Origin of the sequence: Leptospira jelokensis (assembly GCF_004769635.1) — a bacterium.
Taxonomy (GTDB): domain Bacteria; phylum Spirochaetota; class Leptospiria; order Leptospirales; family Leptospiraceae; genus Leptospira_A; species Leptospira_A jelokensis.
In genome coordinates this window covers 266958-286962 of sequence record NZ_RQGH01000033.1, presented here as the reverse complement: position 1 = coordinate 286962, position 20005 = coordinate 266958, and the positions used below count along the sequence as shown (strand labels likewise).

Here is a 20005-nt window from a genome sequence, read left to right as displayed (position 1 = left end):
TTCACTGTGGCACGATGTTCGGTGCATTGCATTTGATGGTTCCCGATATGATCACGGGTTTTGCATCTGCACTTGTATTTTGCACAATACAAGTTCTGTTATCAGAAGTAAAACATTGGGTTGTGGTTTGTGCTGATGTACAGTTCACCCCATCGGTTGTATTACACTGAGGTAATATGGTGGCGGCACTTGTCGTTGATGTGCTGTAAGTTCCATTCAAACGAATTTCTAAATTGAAAAAGGAAATCTGCTGTGTGGTTTGGCTTGAAGTATCAATGTTAATCCCTTGGTTGAACCATTCCACAGTCCCTTGGGTTCCTTGGACTGTTTTTCCAAATAGCCCACCTGCTAAAATAAAACCTTGTTGTGGGTCAATGTTCCCTTGGATTTGTGTGCTATCGTATTGGAATCGGATGTTTAAGGTTTCTTTGGTTTTGAAGATCAACTGAGAGATCACCGAAAATCGTGTATTGTTTGTTGTCGATCCCGTCGTGCCTGTGGTTCCTGTCGTTGTTCCGGTAGTTCCTGTTGTGTTGGTTGCAGGTGCCGCACGACCGCAACTGGTTGTCACACTTGTATCCACTTCTCCATTAAACGCAAATAAAGCAGGAGTGCTTTCATCGAGAACCGTTAGGGCCGCGTTGTTTTCGTTTTTGAGGCCACAGCCCCAAAAGGATGCGGAAAGAACCAAAAATGCGAGGTAAATTCGGAACATACGATCCTATCGTCCCAGGAATTCCTTATCGGGTCAAGAGGATTCAGAATTTCCTTGGGAAATTTGGAGGAAATTATAAACTTGCCCTATGCGGCTCCCATTCGGTCTAAACACCATGCTGTCGATCCAGGGACCTAGGTCGATTTATGTCTATTCCCTTCTCATCGGGTTACTTTCTGGGGTTGGCGCATATGGATTCAATTGGGCTCTGACATGGACAGAGTCGTTTACCTTTGGCAACCTGATTGGTTATGACCCAGGCACACCTGCCGGTGACCTACATTTCCATTCGGTGGAACATGTGGGAGAATTGTCCCCACTATGGATTTTATTTTTACCGGCGATTGGTGGTTTGCTTGTTGGGATCATCACAAGTTTTTTCTGTTCGGAAGCACAGGGAGGAGGAACTGATTCACTCATCCATGCCTTTCATTTCAATGAAGGAAAAATTCGGACCAAAGTTCCTTTTTATAAAGCAATCGCCACCATACTTACGTTAGGTTCTGGAGGATCGGGGGGAAAAGAAGGGCCTACTGCACAAATTGGCGCGGGTTTTGGATCAAGCCTTGCAAATTTTTTAGGAGCAGGTGCGAGAGCAAGGCGAACCCTTATGCTTGCCGGAACAGCTGGGGGGCTTGGTGCCATTTTCCGTGCACCTCTCGGTGGTGCCATTACTGCAGTGGAGATGGTTTACCAAGAAGACATTGAAAGTGATTCTCTTGTTCCTTGTATCTTATCCTCTGTAACCGCTTACCTGACTTACACCAGTATCGCTGGAAGTGGGTCGATCTTTTCTGTACAGGAATATAGTTTAAATGATTACCGGCATATCCCTCTCTACATTTTGCTTGGACTCTTATGTTATGTGGTTGGTTACTTTTTTGTAAAGGTATACCACTTCGTTCAAGATGTCTTTTCGAAACTTCCGTTGCCCAATTTCCTAAAACCAGCGTTTGGTGGACTGATCGTTGGATGCATTGCATTACTTTTTCCAGAAGTATTAGGTTCGGGCTTTGGCCTCATCCAAAGGATGATCAATGGAGAAGTCTTAACCTCAACGAGTTTTGGTTTTTCAGGGCCGTTTTTTTTACTTGCTGTTGCCATCTTTAAAGTGTTTTCCACATCCCTTACCGTCGGCTCTGGAAGTTCGGGAGGGTTACTCGGGCCATCATTTGCCATAGGAGGGATGTTAGGTGCCTTTGTAGGAACAATGGCAAATGTTTTGTTCCCCGAACTCAATATCATTGTGTTTCCTTTTTTACTAGTAGGAATGGGTTCCTTTTTTGCAGGAGTGGCAAGGGCACCCATTGCAGGAATGATTATGGTGTGTGATATGATCGGAAGTTATGCATTACTTCCTGCACTTATGATTGTTGCTATGATCGCAGTGGTTTTATCGCATAAGATTTCCATTTATCGTAACCAAATCAAAAACAGATTTTTATCACCTTCCCACCATTGGGATATGAACCAAGACATTATGGATCGGATTCGGATATTGGATCATTTTACTGAGTTTCGAAAGTATGCAATGGTTTCCGAACATCTTTCATTAACCCAGTTGCAATCCAATGCACCAGGAATCCAAGCAAGTGATTTTATTTTAGTAGGATCAAATGAAGAATACAAAGGAATTGTTTCCCTTCGTAAAAATAGAATCCTTCCAGAATATGAAGAAGAACTTAAAAATTTAATCACATGCGCAGAAATTGTACAAGATGTGCCACCAGTGTGTCAATCGGATACACTTGGAAAAGCCCTTCGCATTTTATTGGAATATGATGTCGACAAACTTGCCATCGTCGAAGACAATCGATGTTTAGGTTATTTACGTTATATTGATTTGTTCAATGCATACCAAAATGAAGTGAAAAATAAAAACAAACAAAGAAAAGTTGTATGAGAGATTCAAATAAGAAAGATCATTCTAAAATTATAACATTCGTATTGAGATCCATTCCAATTTTTAATTTATTTGTCATATTGTTCCTGTTTGCAAATTGTATTGGAACGGGCCAAGTGGTTGAAAAAAAACCGGACCAACACATCAAACCTATTGTGATCCCTCCACAATACCTAAAACCAATCATTGGAAGGGTGGAGTGGGTTGAATTTCCCAATTGGAAATTAAAACTTCGGGCAAGGATTGATACTGGTGCCTTGTCTTGTTCCATCAATGCCATCAATATCGAAAGAGTTGTGGAAAACGGGGAAACGTATATCTTATTTGATACCTTTGTGAATGAAAAACCAGTTCGATTGAAAAGTAAGTTTGTAAAAGAAGCTAAGGTGACAAGTACTTCCGGTGTGTCGGAAAAACGAATTATGATTAGTGAGTTGATGAAAATTGGAAAATACAAAGAAGAAACAATGATCAATTTAAATGATCGTAACAACTTAAATTATCCAATCTTAGTAGGAAGGAATTTTTTACGTGGTAAATTTTTAGTCGATGTGTCTTTGTCACACCAATTAGGGGATTAATTTGGATCGAAAAACATATATAACCATTGTCTTACTGATTGTAATACCGATCCTTTCAATCTTATACAAATTGAATGTTGCTGAATTGTCATTATTGCCTGTAGCGGTCGATGATACTGTAAATGTTCAGGTAGTCATTTCTCCCAAGGAAAATGTTGCAATTTCGGAAGTAAACTTTCCGATTCCCAAACAATTCATCCAATCAAAAGTATTAAAATCAAATACCAAAACAGAAGATTTAGAATTTCGAGTTCTGAAAAAACAATATGGCCATTTGGGAATTTGGGAAGGAGAGGATTGGAATTCACCGATTGGTTATTATGCGAAAATCAAAATGTTGCCATATGAGAATGCTGACCCGGAACCAGAAATTCCAACTCCAACTAAAAAACCAGTCACAAAAGAACCTTATTATTTATCCTTAAAACATTACTCTTCGGAAGAACTGATCCTTGCAAAAAAGCTCTACGAGCAAATCCATCCTTATGACAAGGATAATGTTTCTTCTGCAAAACAGATTTATTATTTTATATCTGAAGAAATTATCAATACCTATAAGGATATTTCTCTTTCTGATACGATTCGATTGGGAAGCGGTAGCGCCTACTCACAAGCATTACTTTTTTCTTTGCTCTGTCGTATGCGTGGGATCCAGGCGCGTACAGTTGCGGGATTTGATTTGAACAAACAAACCGAAAAAGACAATAAAAGTAAAATCACATTTTGGAACGAAATTCGTTTTCATGGGAAATGGTATTTTGTATCTACTTATAAAAATGTTTTTGCCAGTTCCGTTTCCGGTTATTTGCCAATTTGGAAGTCAGTAGAAGAAAAACGAAATTTGGGAGAAGATCCGGCTACGTTTCGTTATACGGCCTATATCACTAAATCAAACGTGAATCGGTATAATTTTAAAGAGTATAGCGAAGAAATTGCATCGAGTAATAGTTTTTTGCGTTATTACTCGTTGTATAGTTTGCCTACACCTTTACAAAACTTGTTTCGTCTTGTGATTTTGATTCCAATTGGGGCACTTGTATTGTCTGTAGCTCGGAATATGATTGGAATTCCAACCTTTGGAATTTTTACACCAATCTTACTTGCCATGTTTTTTTATGAAACCAATCTCTGGTTTGGAATCGGTTTCTTTTTGCTTATGATAGGACTTGGTTTTTTTGAACGGTATGCTCTCGACAAATTTTATTTACTCGCTGTGCCAAGGTTATCGATTTTACTCACAATCACAGTTCTCACCTTAATTTTGTTTTCGATTTTGAATGAAGAAATCTCAATTTTTAACCAAATGAGTGTGACCTTATTTCCAATTGTGATCACAACTATTTTTGTTGAAAGATTTTCGATTATGATCATTGAAGAAGGTGTGATGCATACAATGGTCACACTACTTGGAACCCTTGTGATTGCTCTTATCAGTTATATGATTTTTTTCTTCGGTTCTTTACAGATTTTATTTTTCACACATCCCGAACTTTTACTCATCGTGATAGCGATTCAAATTTTTCTGGGATTGTACAAAGGGTATCGCGTTTCAGAGCTCTTTCGTTTTAAGGAAATTTTTAAATCGTGATTTCGATTTTCAAACAATTCGAAAGGGAAGGGGTCCTTGGGATCAACAGAAGGATTGGTGAATACATTTTGCCAAACAATCCAAGAGAGTTTTATCCACTCGTAGATGATAAATGGAAAACAGCAGAACTCACAAGACAATTCCATGTCCCAATGCCAAAGCATTATGGTGTGATTGATACCTTTGGTGGGATCCAAAAAACAAAAGATTTGGTAAAAGACCATCCTGGATTTGTTGTCAAACCTGCCAATGGTGGGATGGGAAATGGAATTTTAGTCATCAGTCAAACTGAAACGTTTGAAAATGGAAAGATTCGCTATCATAAATCTGATGGAAAGATTGTCAGTGAAAAAGAACTAAACCATCATGTTTCAGGCATTTTATCAGGATTGTATTCGTTGGATGGAAACTCGGACACTTGTATCTTACAAGAACGATTGGAGTGCCATCCATTCTTCCAAGAGATTTCGTTTCGAGGAATTCCTGATATCCGTGTGATTGTGTACCTAGGTTATCCGGTGATGGCCATGTTACGATTGCCTACAAAAGAATCCGGGGGAAGAGCAAATCTGCACCAAGGGGCTCTCGGTGTTGGTGTGGATTTATCAAATGGAACATTAACCCATTCGGTTTGTAATGACAAACTCATCCATTTCCATCCAGACACCAAACAAACCTTATCTGGTAGGGTGATCCCTGACTGGAATGAAATTTTAGAGATGTCTTCTCGTTGTTATGATATGTCAGGCCTTGGTTATCTAGGTGTCGATATCGTGTTAGATGAAACAAGAGGCCCTTTGCTTTTAGAAATGAATGCAAGGCCAGGCCTTGGAATCCAAATTGCCAATCGAAAGGGTTTACTTAGTAGATTGAAATTAGTGGAGAAAATTCAGAATCCGGCGGATGGTCCAAAAGACCGAATCCACCGAATCTTAAACGAATTGTAAGAAAAACTTAAGCGGATTGTTTCGCCGTTTGGAATACGGTGCGGTTGAGAAATGCCATCGATCCAAACAAAATTCCTGAATACACTACATCACCCAAGATGGAGTTTTGGAAGAAAGGAAGAGCCATCACAAAACATTGGCTAAGCCCCGCTACATCCAAACTGTACATCCCACTTGTGGCCCAAACAGCAAGGTTTGTCACTACAAAGAAAATGACAGAACCAACCACAGTGTACCCAAAGGATTTTGCCATGGAAGTTCCAATTTGTTTTCCGAAAAGGACGGATACAATCATGAAACCATACACAACTGGCATTAGGTTATGAAACCCAAGGTAAAGATCAGAGACAAACATTGCTAGTATGGGAACAACGAGAGCAAGCCTTCTGTCCGCTAAGTAAGCACCAGAAAAAAGTGAAACAGCCAAAACTGGCGTAAAATTCGGAGGGTGCGGTAAAATACGGCTTAGGACAGTGGCAATCACCATCAGGATGGCAACAGAAACACGAGATTGGAACATAGGGATAGACTCGTAAAGGGGGGGGGCTTTCGCAAGATAAAATTTGCCTTTGCTTCTCGCGTGGATCGGGAAAAATACAACGAGTGAACCCTCCTAATTTTGATTCACCCATCCAAAATTTACTCAAACTCACTTCGGACTTACGAAGTCCCGAAGGATGCCCCTGGGACAAAGAACAGACCCATCTTTCTGTGATCCCCCACCTATTAGAAGAATCCTATGAAGTGGTGGATACAATCGAACGTGGTGATGACAACCACCTAAAAGAGGAACTGGGAGACTTACTCTTCCAAATCACTTTCCATAGCCAACTTGCCGAAGAACGTGGGGCCTTTACGTTTCATGACGTGGCAAACGGTGTCTTTCAAAAATTGGTGTACCGCCACCCTCATGTTTATGGTAAACAAGAGGGAATTGGAACGGGTGATCAGGTTCTCACCCAATGGGACCAATTAAAAGAAAAGGAAAAAGAGAAAAAGGGAATCCAAAACTCTGATCCAAGTATCTTGTCTGGCATTCCAAAGGCACTTCCTGCCATCCAACGATCCGAAAAAATCCAATCAAAGGCCACCAAACAAGGGTTTGATTGGCCGAATGTAGAAGGAGTTTTCCAAAAGTTCCAAGAAGAGATTCAGGAACTTAACTCGGAACTCCAAAAACAAGGCTCCCTCACTTCCAAAAAATTACCTTATGATGAAAGGATTGAAGACGAGTTAGGTGATCTTTTCTTTTTACTTGTGAATTTATCTCGTAAACTTTCCATTGATCCCGAAACTTGCCTCCGTCGTGCCAATGAAAAATTTGAATCTCGATTCCGTTTGTTAGAAGGGTATGTAGCTGGTACGGGAAAAACTTTGAAAGATCATTCTTTAGAAGAACTTGATAAGTATTGGGATAAGGCTAAGAATGAGTTACGTAAGAAAAGTTAAATGAGCATCATATGACTTCTTTTGATTTGAACGACTTACCTACGTTAAAAGAATATTCGATCATTGCCTACCAATGGTTGTCTGAAAACTATCCTAAGTCTGATCACCAACCAAATTTTGATCCAAATTTTGGCCTTAGTTTTCCCATTCGGTGGAAAACCAAAATAGAAACTGAGGTCTTTGAATGGGTGGTCTCTGATATGGGTTCCATTACACTTAGGTTAGGTGGGGTTGAGGGAAACCGTCGTAATCCTGCTCCCATTTTTTATTTGAGCTTACGAAAGTTAGAAGGAGATGTGTTCTCTTGGGCCGATCCCGAAGGGAATCCTGTCTCTTTTCCAAATCCTTCCGTCATGGAAGATGTGAGATCTAGGGTGCAATTGTATTTAGATTCGAGAACGTGAATTAAAACAAGAGATTTGCATCATGAAAGATAAGTTTTGGTATCAAATCAAGTCGAACTTTAATCTCAAAAGTATACTCCTCATTATTTTATTATTGATACCTGAATACAACTTTGCTCTCAACAACAATAACAAATGTGATCGATTCCATGTAGGAACTTTCATTTATGAGAGTAAGGTAGGAAATATCATCATCATAAGGAGAGAAAAGGAAGAAATTGATTATAGAGAATATCCCAATCACTATATTCGGCAATCCGTTAAATGGATTTCTTCCTGTACAGCAGAAAAAAAGACATTGGAAATGAATGATCCAATTTTGTCACCTGATAGCATCAATAAAGGCTTAAATACGATCACTTATTTGCATATTTTAGAAACCTTTCATGATGGTTATTTGTATAAAACAACGAATCAAAAAGGCGATATTGATGGCTACGGAAAGGTTCAATTGTTTAAGGGCTCTTTATAAACATATCTCCGATCGATTTTCGAAAGAATGAAAAGTTTAATTCGATACCAGAATAGAGATTGGCAATGGTATTTGTCACCATCACAGCTTACGAGGCGTAAACTGTGATTTCAGTTTCTAAAAACAATCGCAAAAGTTTACGATTCTTTTGCTTCGATCCCCACCTTTTTTTCAATGTTTTCGATGCGTTTTAGCCATTTGTTCAAATTTACAATGTTTTTGATGTTCACTCTGTACTTTTGGAATTCAGGGAAAGTAAGTCCTAAGTCCCAACCAACATACACATCTTTTGTTTTCGGTGATGTGCGTAGGCTTGACCCACCTGCGATAATGGTTCCATCTACCAGTGTTAAGTGGTCACTGATAGCACAAGCACCACCAATGATGACATTGTTCCCAAGGGTCACACTGCCAGCAAGACCAGATTGGCCGGCAATGATAACATGGTTTCCCACCTTACAGTTATGAGCAATGTGAACCATATTATCAAATTTACACCCATTGCCAATGGTTGTATCAGTTAGTGCACCACGGTCGATCGTACAATTGCTTCCAACTTCCACATCATCTCCAATGACCACACGCCCGACTTGAGGGATTTTGTTGTGTTTGCCTTCTGCAAAAACAAATCCAAAACCATCACCACCAAAGGTAGAATTTCCAAACACGATGAAACGTTTTCCAACGATGGTATCATCAAAGAAAACACAGTTTTTACCGATGCGAGCTCCATCACCAATTTGCACTCGGTCACCAATTTTCACTCCATCTTCAATGATGCAGTCGTTTCCAATGATTGAATCTTTTCCGATTGTTACAAAATGTCCGATGTCTGTGTTGGATCCAATTTTAGCACTTGGATCAATGGCAACCTGGGCACTTCGTTTTCCAGAAGGTTGTTTTTCGGGGAAAAAGATTCGGATGATTTTAGCAGTTGCAAGTTCTACTTTGGGGACCACAAGAATGGCTTTGTCACTCAGGGACTCAGCTGTTTCTTCGGAGACAACTAATAAGGAAGCTTTGGATGCTTTGGCTTCATTCACAAATGTTTTGGAAGCAACGAAGGAGATATCAGTAGGACCAGCAAGTGTTAAGGAAGTAAGACCAGTGAAGTTTACATTCTTTATGGTTTCGGAATTATGGAATTTCGCATCTGGAAGAAGTGTTTGCAGTGAAGTAAGATTGATTTGAGTCATCTCCGATTCCTTATCAATGGATTTAAGACAAGGAATCAGAGAGGTTAAAGTTTGGCTAACACTATTAGGTAGTCTCAGCCAACAAAGTTTTGATTACCCTTCGATTTTGTGGGCAATGATATCATCTAAAGAGAACGATCCTGCCCCTTTGATGATTAATGGAATCGCAAGACCAAATGTAAGGATATGGAATTCGTATCCACCTTTGTCTGCAAAAAATCCATTTGGCAAATGTACAAGAACGGTTGCTGCAAGCATGGTGCAAAAAATTCCAAACGCAGCCACTCTTGTGAGGAGTCCAAGGATAAGGCCAATCGCACCAAAAAATTCAGCGATGATCGCAAGTAAGGCTAGGACATAAGGAATTCCCATCCCTGTAAAAAATCCCATGGTTCCTTCGAATCCGTATCCACCGAAAGCTCCGAGAACTTTTTGAGCGCCGTGTGGGAGAATGACAACACCAAGTGTCACACGAAGGATCGTGAGAGTGATGTCTTTGTTGGTTGCGAGCAATTTGTAAAACATAGAACCTCTTATTGCTAAATAGTTTAATATCAAACTATTTGATGATGGAGTTTTAGGTCAAACCAAAAAATCGATTTTTTTTAAGATTTTTCGTAAACGAGAAAGATTTCGTTCCCTTTTGCAAAATGTTGTTTGAGAGACCAGTTTTGTTTATCAAACTCTGGTAGTTCTGCATTCCGGTCTGCTATGCCCGCAAGGCCAGTTTTCCCAATGATAAATGGAACAACCGTGAGGTAAATGCGGTCCACCAGGTCAGCTTCTAAAAAGGAAAAATTGAGTTTCGGCCCACCTTCGAGAAGGACATTTTTATACCCCTTCCGTTTGAGGATGCCTGTCACTTTTTTGGGATCGATATCATCCGAATCCAAGGCAAAGATTTCGGCTTTGTTCTCTAAACTGGTTTTGATTTCTTTTAAATTTGTTTTGGTACAGATGACGAGGGGAATGTGGTCGGATTCTTCAAAGACATGTTTGTCTGGAGGGAGTGTCCCTTTTCGTACCAAGATGACAGGCCTAGGGTTTAGGGCATTGGGAACGGCCCGGATTTTCACAATGGGATTGTCGTTTATGATGGAGTTTTTGCCGATGAGGACTGCGTCAGACTGGGAACGGTAGACGTCCATTTGGGTTTTGTCTTCTGAAGAAGTGAGGCCATACCAACGGCCGTCAGGGCGTACCACCTTTCCATCTAAGGTCATCGCCATATTGATCGATAATTTCATGAAATTTTCCTCCGGGAGAGATTCTGCAATTCGCGCTGGAGGATGTGGTAGACTTGCATGGAGCAGGTCCCGCAGCCGGTAGAGGCTCTTGTTGTTTCTCTAATTTGTTCCATGGTTACGGCACCCGCATGGATGGCACGGACTAATTCTTCTTCCGTCACCATTCGACATAAACAGACCCGTTTGGGTCTCATGAGGGAATTTAAATCGAAAGGATCCATACCTGAACTAATCATTTGACAGATTTACGAAAGGGAGGGAAACTCTTTAATTACTTTCAACCAAGGAAAATTCTAAAACCCTCTATGTCCAAAGACAAAAACCCGGAAGCCAAAAAGAAAAAAAATCGCGAAATATTCGGATGGTGTATGTTCGATTTTGCGAATTCTTCGTACACAACGGTCATTATCAGTGTCGTTTACTGTGAGATTTTTACAAGACTTGTCGTTCCAGAAGAAGTAGGATCGGACAATCCTTTCCGCATGGGGAACACTCTTTGGGCGTGGGCGCTTGCGGCTTCATATTTATTCGTTGTTGCCACAGGTCCTATTTTTGGTGCGATTACCGATTATAGTTCAAAGAAAAAACTGTTTTTATTCCTAAGTTACATTGGCTGTGTGATCTCTACTTTTCTGCTTTATTATGTAGAACCTGGTATGGTTGCGTTTGGAATGGTACTCATTGCTTTTTCAAATTTTTTCTTTGCCTCTGGTGAAAACTTTGCATCCAGCTTTTTGCCCTTTCTTGGTTCCAAAGAAGACCTCGGAAAAATTTCAGGGTATGCTTGGGGGATTGGATACTTTGGTGGGATCGGTTCGGTTGCTCTTGCCACTACACTTGGTGATTACACCTTAGATAATTTCGAAAACTTAAAGTTAGTTGGTCCTTACACTGCTGTCTTTTTTCTCATCGCAGCAATCCCAACCTTTTTATTTTTAAAAGAACCTCATTTGCCTCTCGGTGTGACACACAAAGTAAACTATTTTAAGATAGGAAAAGACCGCGTGGTCCAAACTTTAAAAGATGCAACTCACTTCAAAGATTTGATGATTTATTTGGTATCTTTGTTTTTTACCATGGCAGCTCTTGCCATCGTCATTTCGTTTGCCTTTATCTACGGATCCCAAGAGATTCAGATCCAATCAGAACACAAACAAGCCATGTTTATCTTTATCCAAATTGCGGCGGCAATCGGTGCCCTTGCATTTGGAGTGATCCAGGATAGCATTGGCGCCAAAAAGACATTCAACCTTACGCTTGTTTTATGGCTCGTAACTTGTGGTTTGATTTATTATGTGCATGACCTTACATCCTTTTTGAATGGTGCTCTTGGTAAAAACTGGACGGTGCAATGGGTGTTTGTGTTTATCTCTTCCCTTGCAGGAATGGGACTTGGTTCCACTCAATCTGCATCTCGTGCACTCGTAGGTATTTTTAGCCCTGAGTCTAAGTCGGGTGAGTTTTTTGGAATGTGGGGACTTTCTGGTAAAATTGCGGCGGCGGCAGGACTCTTTTTATTTGGTTACATCCAAACCTTACTCAGTTTACGAAATGCCTTCCTTGTTGTTGCTTTCTTTTACTTAATTTCGCTAATCATAAACTTATTTGTGAATGAAGAGAGAGGAGTGGAAGCCGCCAATCGGTTCCAAGAAAAAACATGATTGTAGAAGACGAGGACGATTTTGAATTACACCAGAGCCAAAGAAATTTGGCTCTCGCTACCATCGACGAATTGATGTTAACGAAAATGGATTTGTTGGATGCTGAGAAAAAGGTTCCTCGTTTTATCAATAATGCTTTGTCGTACTTAAAGAGGAAGTATGTGACGGAGGAGCAAACGATTTCGCAGCTCCTCATGAGTCGAAGGGAAAAACAACAATCTTGAGGTATTGTTTAAATCGGATTCAATTTAGTTTGTGTTATAATCCAAAATTTTTGTGATCATTTGTTTTTGGTCCAACTCAATATTACGTAATTTGAATGCAGTGAATTTTGCAATTTTACGTAACATCTTTTTGTAAGACATCATAATGTGTTTTTGTTTGTCGTACGGGAGTGGATCTTTTTCATCATTTAAAACCATCGCAATGTCTGCTTCTTGTGGTTGGACCGGATCATTTGGCCAAATGGTATCGGAAGTTAAGGAGCGAAAGTATTCCAAGCGGATATCCGAGTTGGTATCTAGTTTTGCTTCCCCTTTTTCATCTTTTTCAGTGCCTTCGGACCTTGGTGTTGGGTTGATGAGCCTACGCATTTCTTTGACATGGATGGTTCCATCCGCATTCACCCTTCGAAACGATAAAATGATTTTGTCTAAGTCGCTAAAGTCTTCTTTAGGATAAAGGTAAGCAATCCCATCATATAAAAATACAGTTGGCCAATCGATGTAAGATTGGCCTTGCGGGAGTTTGATTTCCAAATAAGGTTTTCCATCTTTATCTTTTTTATACAACTCCTTGTGTTCTTGTGGAGTTTGTGCGAGGTATTGGGCTGCCGTTTTATCCACACCTAATTCTTGGAGTTTTTTCATCTTACGAAGGTTTTCGATGATACTGGCGTGAAGGGTATCAATTTCGTTATCACCAAAGCCATTTTTCCTTTGTAAGTCGATTTGTTTTTGGGTCTCCCTTTCCTTTAAGGTGGCGGAAGCAGGTTTTTCTGCGAAAAGAGCAGTCATCCCAAGGAGAGTAAAAAGAAGGATGGAAAATCGTAGCATCATGACATACCTCTAGATGTTGTCCTTTATAGTATCGAATCTTTCTGTGTCGATTCTTGAATGGAAGTGGGTTAGATTTTTATTTGGGAAAAAAATCGTAATAAGGACTGGAAAAGGTCCTCTTCGGCTTCTTTTGCCTTTGGGATGAGACTCGATAATTGGATGTACCCATGTACAAGGGATGGAAAATGGCGTTCTTCTACCTTCACTCCCGCAGTCTGCAGGTGTTTGGCATAGGTTTCTCCTTCTCCCTTGAGCGGGTCAAAGCCAGCGATCCCAATGTATGCGGGAGGGAGCCCTTTTAGTTCTTTTGTTTCTGCCAAGACCGGAGAGTTCTGAACAAGGTTTCGGTCTCTCGTATTGGGCAGGTAGTTTTGGATGAACCATCGCATCAGCGTTTTCGTGAGGATGTAGTTCTCCCCGAAGAGTTCGTATGTCTCCGATTCACTTGAGGTATCAAGCATTGGGTAGAGTAGGGCTTGGTAAATTGGTGCTTGGACATTGTTTTTTTTGGCACGGAGGCAAACATTGGTCGCAAGCAGTGCCCCAGCACTATCCCCACAAACCGCGATGGCTTTCGGAGAGCCACCAAATAGATACGCAGAATTCCGAACGTATTGGTATGCAAGCCATGCATCCTCGTGGGCAGCAGGGTACGGGTGTTCTGGCGCCAGTCGGTAATCCACCGCGATCACGATGCTCTTTGTGTAATGAGACAATTTGCGGCAGAACGGATCATGAGTATCTAGATTGCCAATGGTGAGCCCACCACCATGGAAAAAGAGAATGGTGGGAAGGTTTCTCTTTTGGGGGTTCGCATTATAAACTCGGATGGGGATAAAAGAAGCACTGGGAGTGGGAATGAGTTTGTCTTCGATATGAGCGATGGGGAATTCTTTTTCTTCAAAGAGTTTCATTTGCTCTCGGAAGTGTTTTCTCGCTTTTTCAGGGCTCATCTGTTCCATTTTGGGAAGGAACCGAGCGATATTACAAGCCAGTGCACAACGAGGGTCCAATCCATTGGTGTCCTCTTGGTGTTTCGTACGAGTGATTGTGGAAATCCAGTTATCGGGTAACGAAAAGACAAGTTGTGTGACTGATTTTTTGATACCTAACATTAAATAACCGATAATCTTTCTTGTAACATTCTATAGATTAAAAACAAACCATAACTATCTAATTTGCAGTAAGCTATCAAATCCTCCAAAACACGTTTTTTTTCTTCCGCTGTCACCTGCTTTTTTATCAATCTCAAATATTGGTAATTGGCATCTTGCCCTTCCCGAATGGTGAGTCCAAAATGACTTTCGTTACTAAAACATGGTAGGATTTCCTTCAGGGAAGCTTTGCCGTGTTGTGCGGGGTGGTAAATCCAAAGTTTTTTAAAAGGCAAAGCAAGGTCGATGAACATCGATTTGACTGATTCCCAAAATTCTAAGTATTCGGGGTAAACGGTAGCGGATTCCTGGATGATCAGTTTTTCAAAAAAATCATTAAAGGAAAAGATGGTAATCCCTGTTGGCAGGTCTTTTTGCAGATGGAATAACACATGTTTTCTCGGATCACTGCCCACATCTTCATGTAAGTACGTTTTGTGCGTGAGTGAGTCGGTTTCCTTGTTCCAAATATGTAGGGAATACAAATAGGGAATGTGTTGGAAGGGTTTTGTGCCTGGGTAAATGGGAAGGTAGGGGTTGACTGATTCAAAATCCAGAAATGCAACTGTTTTTGTCACATTAGAAAGGTATTGGCAAAGTGATTCTTTGTTAAAATGTACGGTTCCCGTTTTGTGAGCTTCTTTTTGGATCCTTTGGATGGGGGAAAGTTCTGTGTCAGGCACAGAATCGTACGAATTGTACCCAGAGGCAAACCATTGTTTTGCAAGTTCTGAGCTATCTCGGTATTCAAAGATTTCTTTGGCAGTTTCTCTTCCGGGTGCACAATGGGATGGCGATAAACACGCCTTAAGGGAACGACAACTCGGGTTGTTCTCTAAAAAGGAATAGGGAACAGATTGTTCGCTTGTGTTTTGGATTTCGGTTTGGAATTGGTTCCATTCTTCTTCGCGAGTCCCCAACTCCGATTCCAACCGTGGGGTAAGGTCTTCAACCAAAAGGTATCCTTCTGGTGAAACGGGCCCACCTTCGTAGACAAATTTGGTTTGGATGCGGATGATTTTGCATGCAAGGATATGTAAACCCATCCCTTTTGCCACTTGTTTGTAAAAATAAAACGATCGTAGAATGTCTTGTTTGATGGAGCCGATGGGTCGAAAGTCCCAAAGGATCCAACCATCTCTTCCCTTATCGTATTCTAAAAGTTCCACATTACACACAAAGTTTTGGAAACGCAATTGTGCATTGAAATGGGAAATGTTTTCCTTTATGTACGTTTCTGATTGAACAAACCCCTCTTCTCTGTTAGGTGATTTCTCGATCGTTGGAAAATTTGGAAATTGGTTTTTACAGAGAGTAAGAAACTCACCCCATTCCAAATACCCACCAAAAGAAGCCGTACTCGGTTTGGAAACAACACCCTCTCGGATCAAATGGAATGCATTTTGGCATTTTAAAAATTGTAAGTATAAGGATTTTGTGATGGGAGTCAAAGGATTCTCAAACGAATTGGTATAAGTTTTCCCATTCCTGTAGATGATTCGCAAACCGATCTTTCCAACTGGCACTTGCCTCTACCAATGCCTCTGGTAAAATCACAAAAAATTGGAACAGTGCATTTTGGTTTGTTGTGAATACCTTGTATTGGTTTTCAATGGTTTCGAATTTTGCGCCTTCCAAGAATAATTTCCAACGGTCTTCATATTCCGGATGGATTTGGAACAGGATTTCCATTTCGTCGTGTGTTTTCAATGAGAGTGGATGGAAATTTAGATCTTCGTTTGTGATTTTTAAATTGGAAAAAAACTCTTCTTTGGTTTCTTTTTTAACTGTAATTTTTGGAAGGATGAACCTTCGTAAGGATTTTTTCCCGCGGTCATACGCTAACACATAGAAGTCGGTTGTGTGTTTGCGTACCAATCGATAGGGCTCGATGGTTCTTTCTTTTTCATCATACCCATATACGATTGTGATGGCACGTTTGTCTTTGATAGCTTGTAATATTTTTTCAGTATTGGATGTATCAACGTTAGTTTCGTCGGAATCATGTGTAACGGGATGTTTTGTTTGATTGGGAATCAAATCCAAATGATAGGAAAAAAGTTTTTGGGATAAGCTAATGAGTTCTTTTGTTAATTCAGCAGAATAAAGGGATTTGGAAAGGTATTCCAATTCTTCTTTGGAAAATTTTAAGGAACGATCGATGGATTCCTTTTCAATGTAATATGGAAAAAAATCTTCCGATTGGTAACCGTATTGGGCAACCTTAATGTTAAACCCAAGACTTTTTAATTGGTTAAGGTCTCGATAGAGTTTTTTTCTATCCGATTCAATGTCTTCGTTTTTATAAAACCGTGGCATAATGTTTCGAAACTTTTGGAAACTAATGCCTTTGGGTTCGCGTAAAAGATTGAATAGCAAACTAAAAAGGCGAACCTCCGTTTCGTTCATTTTTTTCACTTCGATCATGGGAAAATCTTCAAAAGAAGCCATATCTTCCCAAAAAGTTTGTTTTTTTGATTCCGAAAAGTAGAAAATGAAAAAAATTGGAAAAGAATGCGTTTCACGAGCCTTATCACCATCGTTTTGTTTGCAACGAACTGTGCCACTTATTGGAAAAATCGAAAAAATGATTTTAAAGATATCATCACCGTTGGCGCGGAAACTCCGATGTATGGAGCGGCGATCAAAGTGGGTCCACTCCCCATTGGATTTGTTTTCCAAGGTGGTGAATCACAATTGGGCAAACGTGATTTAGGACGTGGCTTTGGAATTCGTGGAGGTGAGGTTGGCGGTTATCATTCCCAACAACTCGTCTTTGGAATCTTAGGTGGTGAAAGTTTTCATTCAGGGTCTCCCGTTCTCGATGCAAAAGGCAATTGGCTTGTAGATAAAAAGGGAATCCCACTCACAAACGATGAAAGGGCCAACCTCAAAAGTTATAAAATGAGATATTACTCATATTTTTATGATCCAGTAAAAGAAAGAAAGGCACGAAAAAAAGAATACTTTCGACGAGAACTCACCAAAGACATCGTTGCCAGTACCGGCCAAAAAGAATTTTTAATTTACCTTCCAAAAGAAGATTTAAAACCATTTGGGTATCCACCTGGGTATTCTTGGAATCTGGAAATTGTAGGTGGAGTTTATGGTGGTGCAAGGCTTGGATTCAATGTGGCAGAAGCATTTGATTTTTTGTTAGGATTTACCACCATTGATTTGTTAGATGATGATGTGGAAGGAAAGGAAAAACCAAGTTTCCCTGGTTTTCCGTTCCCAGCTCCAACCGACGAGGAAATCAACCAAGAGTCGGAGGAACCTTAGTTTTTTACAGTTTGAAATCTTTCGCAGTGATTTTGTTTTTTGGATCAAATGTTAGTTTTAAAAACTTTTCCACTGCATCTGGTTTTTCTTTGAGGGTGTAGTACTGCTCAGGAACATCACGGTCTTCTGCAAAGTACCAAGTCATTACGGTTCCACTTGGATCGATTGATTTTTCAGTTGGTTTGCCAAGGACCGCTTCCGCTTTTACCAAACCGTCTCCAACTTTGATCATATCAATTTCTAGTTTGCGAAGTGCAGTGTGTGGGTGAACTTTTGTGCTACCTGCTTGCACTTTGTTTCCTGAAGTACAAGACACAAGGAAGAGAACCGATGCCAGTGTGCTAAGAACGAGTAATCTTTTGAACATAAACCTTTCCTAAAATGGATTAGGAGAAATTTTACAGTAAGGGATCAGGATTGGCAAGTGTAATCTTTTCTCTTTCTTCATCGATTCTGTTCATTTTACTCAAAATCTTTTTAAAAAATGGAATTGTCATAAAAACAAGTCCTATCTCTAAAAATCCAAAAAAGAAGGAAAGCGCAGAAAAACTATATTCTTTTGGCAATAGGGATTCAAAAACAGACTGCATTTGTACGGATACAATGGGGCCTAACATAAATCCCAAAGATCCAACTCCAGTAAACGCCGACATTGTTGTGGCCGTGAGTCCAGGTTTTGACATTTTGCTGGCAAGCATCATCGAAGGAACAAACATCACACCTGCGCCAATGCCGCATAATAATAAAAATAAAAACAAATACCAGAACTGATTTGTGGTTCCAGACAAACCTAAAAACATTCCATAAATGACTGAACCCACAAGTACAAGTGGCAAAACACCTGTTTTGCGAGAAAGCAAAGCGGATGGATAGGATAACAAACTCATCGGGAACAAAACAAGTCCTAAAAAAACACCGAGCATTCCTGGATGGAAAGCCAATGTTTCTCGTAAGTGGATATTAAAAGATGAGATGATAAAGCCAACTGTGAATCGATCTATAAAATTAAAAAGAAAAGGCACAAATAGGAATGGATTTTCAAAGATTGCGATTTTTAGGTCATTAAATTTGAAATCCTTTACCTTGTGGATTCCTCTATCTTTTAACATGAGAAAACTCATGATACCCACAAAAACCAATATTCCAGAACCTACATAAAAAGGTAATAAAGGATTACTCCGTCCTAAAATTCCAAGTGGCATTCCAAAGGCACCACCCAGGGACAAAAACATGCCTGTGATTCCCATAAGAATCCCTTTCCCATAATAACGTTTGTTTTTGGGATCATTTTCTTGGTCGGCGGCAGAACTTAAAAGTAACCCAATGATGAAAATATGAGAAGCACCCTCCAGAAACCGTAGGAATAAAAATAAATCCATGTCCCTTACGACTGTTAGAAGGTAAAACAAACCAGCATCTAAAAAACAGAAAAAACTGATGAAATACTTTCTGTTTTTGAATCGGTCTGAAATGATTCCCGCAACTGGCGCAAACAAAAAGGAACCTAACATGGGTATGCTTGTGAAATAAGCCACTTCCCAGTTGGAACCGAGTAATCTATCTTTGACAACGTCTTTTACTACCGGCACAATCATTGTGACGGGTAACATTGATAAAAAGACTAATGTTACGAGTGTGTACGGGAATCCCAAAAATTAACCTGCCGGTAGAAGAGTTTGGTAACGCTCTAATCCGATATTTTCTTTTAAATCGGAATCAAGTTCGATAAACAAAAATTTGTTTAAATCAAAAGTGGTTTTGGCTTCTTCGAGTAATTCTTTTTTTTGTGTATCATCCAAAGGTAAGTTGTCCAAATTTTGTCTGTAAATTCCTTTAAACGCCATTAGGTCCTCAATCTCTGGAAATTCATAAAAAGCAGTTCCTTCATTTCCCTCGAGTCCGAAGGTTTTTGCCACTACTTTTTTAATTGCTTGGCCACCCGATAAATCTCCCAAATAACGCACGTAAGCCTGTGCTACAAGTAATTCCGGTTTTGTTTTTGCGGTCGATTTGATGTGGTTGATATAGTTTTCTGTGGCTTTGGAAACTGTCCCACGAAGTTTGGTTCCAAACTTTTTTTGGAAACTTTCAATATCTTCTTTGAGAGCCTTTTCCCGAAACAAACTGGGAAAGTATAATTTGGATAAAATGGGGTTGTCTTTGTTTTCTCGGTAGAGTTCTTCCATCACTTGGTAGACCGCAAGAAGGCTTTCCAATTGGTAGGTATACGTTTGCGCATCGAGACCACCTCGAAAAATCGCTCGGATATAAGGGACTTTTTCCGTTTCCTCGTGTTTTTGGGCCGTGCCCTCACGTAACATCATTGCAACTGACATAATGACTCCTAT

At 40.1% G+C, this 20005-nt stretch carries 23 protein-coding genes; 10 read left to right on the top strand and 13 right to left on the bottom strand.

Annotated elements, in window-relative coordinates; all coding sequences use genetic code 11:
* Nucleotide 1 precedes the first annotated feature (1 nt).
* Nucleotides 2-715 carry an LIC10920 family plasminogen-binding lipoprotein gene (locus EHQ62_RS16795; protein WP_135644937.1) on the bottom strand — a complete coding sequence of 238 codons (714 nt, stop codon included), beginning with the start codon at nt 713-715 and terminating at the stop codon, nt 2-4.
* 115 nt (nt 716-830) lie between these two features.
* Here EHQ62_RS16795 and EHQ62_RS16790 point away from each other — a divergent pair, with 115 nt between their 5' ends.
* From EHQ62_RS16790 to EHQ62_RS16775, 4 genes are read left to right on the top strand one after another with little or no spacing between them, the layout of a single operon-like run.
* Nucleotides 831-2618, top strand: coding sequence for a chloride channel protein (locus tag EHQ62_RS16790; protein WP_167482891.1), 1788 nt, complete (start codon nt 831-833; stop codon nt 2616-2618).
* Complete coding sequence (locus EHQ62_RS16785; protein ID WP_135644933.1) at nt 2615-3199, top strand: ATP-dependent zinc protease family protein; 585 nt, start codon at nt 2615-2617, stop codon at nt 3197-3199. Before EHQ62_RS16790 ends, EHQ62_RS16785 begins: the two co-directional genes overlap by 4 nt.
* A 1-nt stretch (nt 3200) precedes the next feature.
* Entirely contained in the window at nt 3201-4787 is a 1587-nt protein-coding gene (locus EHQ62_RS16780; RefSeq protein ID WP_135644931.1) for a 7TM domain-containing protein, read from the top strand.
* Complete coding sequence (locus tag EHQ62_RS16775) at nt 4784-5734, top strand: alpha-L-glutamate ligase-like protein (RefSeq protein ID WP_135644929.1); 951 nt, start codon at nt 4784-4786, stop codon at nt 5732-5734. The genes EHQ62_RS16780 and EHQ62_RS16775 overlap by 4 nt, the downstream gene beginning before the upstream one ends.
* Nucleotides 5735-5741: 7 nt before the next feature.
* Here EHQ62_RS16775 and EHQ62_RS16770 read toward each other — a convergent pair whose 3' ends face one another.
* Entirely contained in the window at nt 5742-6254 is a 513-nt protein-coding gene (locus EHQ62_RS16770) for a DUF6580 family putative transport protein (RefSeq protein WP_135644927.1), read from the bottom strand.
* 83 nt (nt 6255-6337) lie between these two features.
* On the opposite strand from EHQ62_RS16770, the gene mazG reads away from it, so the two are divergent.
* Genes mazG through EHQ62_RS16755 form a run of 3 tightly spaced genes read left to right on the top strand, consistent with a single transcriptional unit; the run spans nt 6338 to nt 8059 of the window.
* Nucleotides 6338-7183: a nucleoside triphosphate pyrophosphohydrolase gene (mazG, locus tag EHQ62_RS16765; protein WP_135644925.1), complete on the top strand. Its 846-nt coding sequence runs from the start codon at nt 6338-6340 to the stop codon at nt 7181-7183.
* Nucleotides 7184-7194: 11 nt separating this feature from the next.
* On the top strand, nt 7195-7587 hold the full coding sequence (locus EHQ62_RS16760) for an LIC_13241 domain-containing protein (protein WP_135644923.1): 393 nt from the start codon (nt 7195-7197) through the stop codon (nt 7585-7587).
* Between the two features lie 22 nt (nt 7588-7609).
* Nucleotides 7610-8059 carry a hypothetical protein gene (locus EHQ62_RS16755; protein ID WP_135644921.1) on the top strand — a complete coding sequence of 150 codons (450 nt, stop codon included), beginning with the start codon at nt 7610-7612 and terminating at the stop codon, nt 8057-8059.
* A 137-nt stretch (nt 8060-8196) separates the two neighbouring features.
* Here EHQ62_RS16755 and lpxD read toward each other — a convergent pair whose 3' ends face one another.
* From lpxD to EHQ62_RS16735, 4 genes are all read right to left on the bottom strand, one after another.
* Nucleotides 8197-9255, bottom strand: a complete 1059-nt coding sequence (gene lpxD, locus EHQ62_RS16750; RefSeq protein WP_135644920.1) for a UDP-3-O-(3-hydroxymyristoyl)glucosamine N-acyltransferase — start codon at nt 9253-9255, stop codon at nt 8197-8199.
* A gap of 93 nt (nt 9256-9348) precedes the next feature.
* Nucleotides 9349-9780, bottom strand: a complete 432-nt coding sequence (locus tag EHQ62_RS16745; protein ID WP_015677119.1) for a DoxX family protein — start codon at nt 9778-9780, stop codon at nt 9349-9351.
* An 80-nt stretch (nt 9781-9860) separates the two neighbouring features.
* A complete protein-coding gene (locus EHQ62_RS16740; protein WP_135644918.1) occupies nt 9861-10502 on the bottom strand; it encodes a RibD family protein in 642 nt (213 codons plus the stop codon).
* Nucleotides 10499-10696 carry a (2Fe-2S)-binding protein gene (locus EHQ62_RS16735; protein ID WP_226992927.1) on the bottom strand — a complete coding sequence of 66 codons (198 nt, stop codon included), beginning with the start codon at nt 10694-10696 and terminating at the stop codon, nt 10499-10501. Before EHQ62_RS16735 ends, EHQ62_RS16740 begins: the two co-directional genes overlap by 4 nt.
* Before the next feature lie 111 nt (nt 10697-10807).
* On the opposite strand from EHQ62_RS16735, the gene EHQ62_RS16730 reads away from it, so the two are divergent.
* Complete coding sequence (locus tag EHQ62_RS16730) at nt 10808-12163, top strand: MFS transporter (protein ID WP_135644916.1); 1356 nt, start codon at nt 10808-10810, stop codon at nt 12161-12163.
* Entirely contained in the window at nt 12160-12387 is a 228-nt protein-coding gene (locus EHQ62_RS16725) for a hypothetical protein (RefSeq protein ID WP_015677408.1), read from the top strand. Before EHQ62_RS16730 ends, EHQ62_RS16725 begins: the two co-directional genes overlap by 4 nt.
* Nucleotides 12388-12411: 24 nt before the next feature.
* Here the strand turns inward: EHQ62_RS16725 and EHQ62_RS16720 are convergent, their stop codons facing one another.
* The 4 genes from EHQ62_RS16720 to EHQ62_RS16705 form a co-directional block, all read right to left on the bottom strand.
* Nucleotides 12412-13221, bottom strand: coding sequence for an LIC13212 family protein (locus tag EHQ62_RS16720; RefSeq protein WP_135644914.1), 810 nt, complete (start codon nt 13219-13221; stop codon nt 12412-12414).
* 68 nt (nt 13222-13289) lie between these two features.
* On the bottom strand, nt 13290-14336 hold the full coding sequence (locus EHQ62_RS16715; RefSeq protein WP_135644912.1) for an alpha/beta hydrolase: 1047 nt from the start codon (nt 14334-14336) through the stop codon (nt 13290-13292).
* Entirely contained in the window at nt 14336-15880 is a 1545-nt protein-coding gene (locus EHQ62_RS16710) for a DUF2779 domain-containing protein (protein WP_244241825.1), read from the bottom strand. Before EHQ62_RS16710 ends, EHQ62_RS16715 begins: the two co-directional genes overlap by 1 nt.
* Nucleotides 15834-16826: a helix-turn-helix transcriptional regulator gene (locus EHQ62_RS16705; RefSeq protein ID WP_135644910.1), complete on the bottom strand. Its 993-nt coding sequence runs from the start codon at nt 16824-16826 to the stop codon at nt 15834-15836. Before EHQ62_RS16705 ends, EHQ62_RS16710 begins: the two co-directional genes overlap by 47 nt.
* Nucleotides 16827-16889: 63 nt before the next feature.
* Here EHQ62_RS16705 and EHQ62_RS16700 point away from each other — a divergent pair, with 63 nt between their 5' ends.
* The gene (locus EHQ62_RS16700; RefSeq protein WP_135644908.1) at nt 16890-17657 is read left to right on the top strand and encodes an LIC13411 family adhesin; all 768 of its coding nucleotides are present in this window, start codon (nt 16890-16892) and stop codon (nt 17655-17657) included.
* Nucleotides 17658-17661: 4 nt separating this feature from the next.
* On the opposite strand, the gene EHQ62_RS16695 is transcribed toward EHQ62_RS16700, so the two are convergent.
* From EHQ62_RS16695 to EHQ62_RS16685, 3 genes are read right to left on the bottom strand one after another with little or no spacing between them, the layout of a single operon-like run.
* Complete coding sequence (locus EHQ62_RS16695) at nt 17662-18024, bottom strand: LIC13410 family lipoprotein (RefSeq protein ID WP_015676529.1); 363 nt, start codon at nt 18022-18024, stop codon at nt 17662-17664.
* 31 nt (nt 18025-18055) lie between these two features.
* Complete coding sequence (locus EHQ62_RS16690; RefSeq protein WP_135644906.1) at nt 18056-19309, bottom strand: MFS transporter; 1254 nt, start codon at nt 19307-19309, stop codon at nt 18056-18058.
* Between the two features lie 3 nt (nt 19310-19312).
* Nucleotides 19313-19993, bottom strand: coding sequence for a biliverdin-producing heme oxygenase (locus tag EHQ62_RS16685; protein WP_135644904.1), 681 nt, complete (start codon nt 19991-19993; stop codon nt 19313-19315).
* Between the last annotated feature and the right edge of the window lie 12 nt (nt 19994-20005).

Coding starts and splice junctions, on each gene's coding strand:
- EHQ62_RS16705 (WP_135644910.1), bottom strand. CDS start 16,826: ATGGCTTCTTTTGAAGATTTTCCCATGATCGAAGTGAAAAAAATGAAC.
- EHQ62_RS16685 (WP_135644904.1), bottom strand. CDS start 19,993: ATGTCAGTTGCAATGATGTTACGTGAGGGCACGGCCCAAAAACACGAG.
- EHQ62_RS16760 (WP_135644923.1), top strand. CDS start 7,195: ATGACTTCTTTTGATTTGAACGACTTACCTACGTTAAAAGAATATTCG.
- EHQ62_RS16755 (WP_135644921.1), top strand. CDS start 7,610: ATGAAAGATAAGTTTTGGTATCAAATCAAGTCGAACTTTAATCTCAAA.
- lpxD (WP_135644920.1), bottom strand. CDS start 9,255: ATGACTCAAATCAATCTTACTTCACTGCAAACACTTCTTCCAGATGCG.
- EHQ62_RS16745 (WP_015677119.1), bottom strand. CDS start 9,780: ATGTTTTACAAATTGCTCGCAACCAACAAAGACATCACTCTCACGATC.
- EHQ62_RS16730 (WP_135644916.1), top strand. CDS start 10,808: ATGTCCAAAGACAAAAACCCGGAAGCCAAAAAGAAAAAAAATCGCGAA.
- EHQ62_RS16700 (WP_135644908.1), top strand. CDS start 16,890: ATGCGTTTCACGAGCCTTATCACCATCGTTTTGTTTGCAACGAACTGT.
- EHQ62_RS16770 (WP_135644927.1), bottom strand. CDS start 6,254: ATGTTCCAATCTCGTGTTTCTGTTGCCATCCTGATGGTGATTGCCACT.
- EHQ62_RS16735 (WP_226992927.1), bottom strand. CDS start 10,696: ATGAGACCCAAACGGGTCTGTTTATGTCGAATGGTGACGGAAGAAGAA.
- EHQ62_RS16740 (WP_135644918.1), bottom strand. CDS start 10,502: ATGAAATTATCGATCAATATGGCGATGACCTTAGATGGAAAGGTGGTA.
- EHQ62_RS16720 (WP_135644914.1), bottom strand. CDS start 13,221: ATGATGCTACGATTTTCCATCCTTCTTTTTACTCTCCTTGGGATGACT.
- EHQ62_RS16695 (WP_015676529.1), bottom strand. CDS start 18,024: ATGTTCAAAAGATTACTCGTTCTTAGCACACTGGCATCGGTTCTCTTC.
- EHQ62_RS16725 (WP_015677408.1), top strand. CDS start 12,160: ATGATTGTAGAAGACGAGGACGATTTTGAATTACACCAGAGCCAAAGA.
- EHQ62_RS16795 (WP_135644937.1), bottom strand. CDS start 715: ATGTTCCGAATTTACCTCGCATTTTTGGTTCTTTCCGCATCCTTTTGG.
- EHQ62_RS16715 (WP_135644912.1), bottom strand. CDS start 14,336: ATGTTAGGTATCAAAAAATCAGTCACACAACTTGTCTTTTCGTTACCC.
- EHQ62_RS16790 (WP_167482891.1), top strand. CDS start 831: ATGCTGTCGATCCAGGGACCTAGGTCGATTTATGTCTATTCCCTTCTC.
- EHQ62_RS16785 (WP_135644933.1), top strand. CDS start 2,615: ATGAGAGATTCAAATAAGAAAGATCATTCTAAAATTATAACATTCGTA.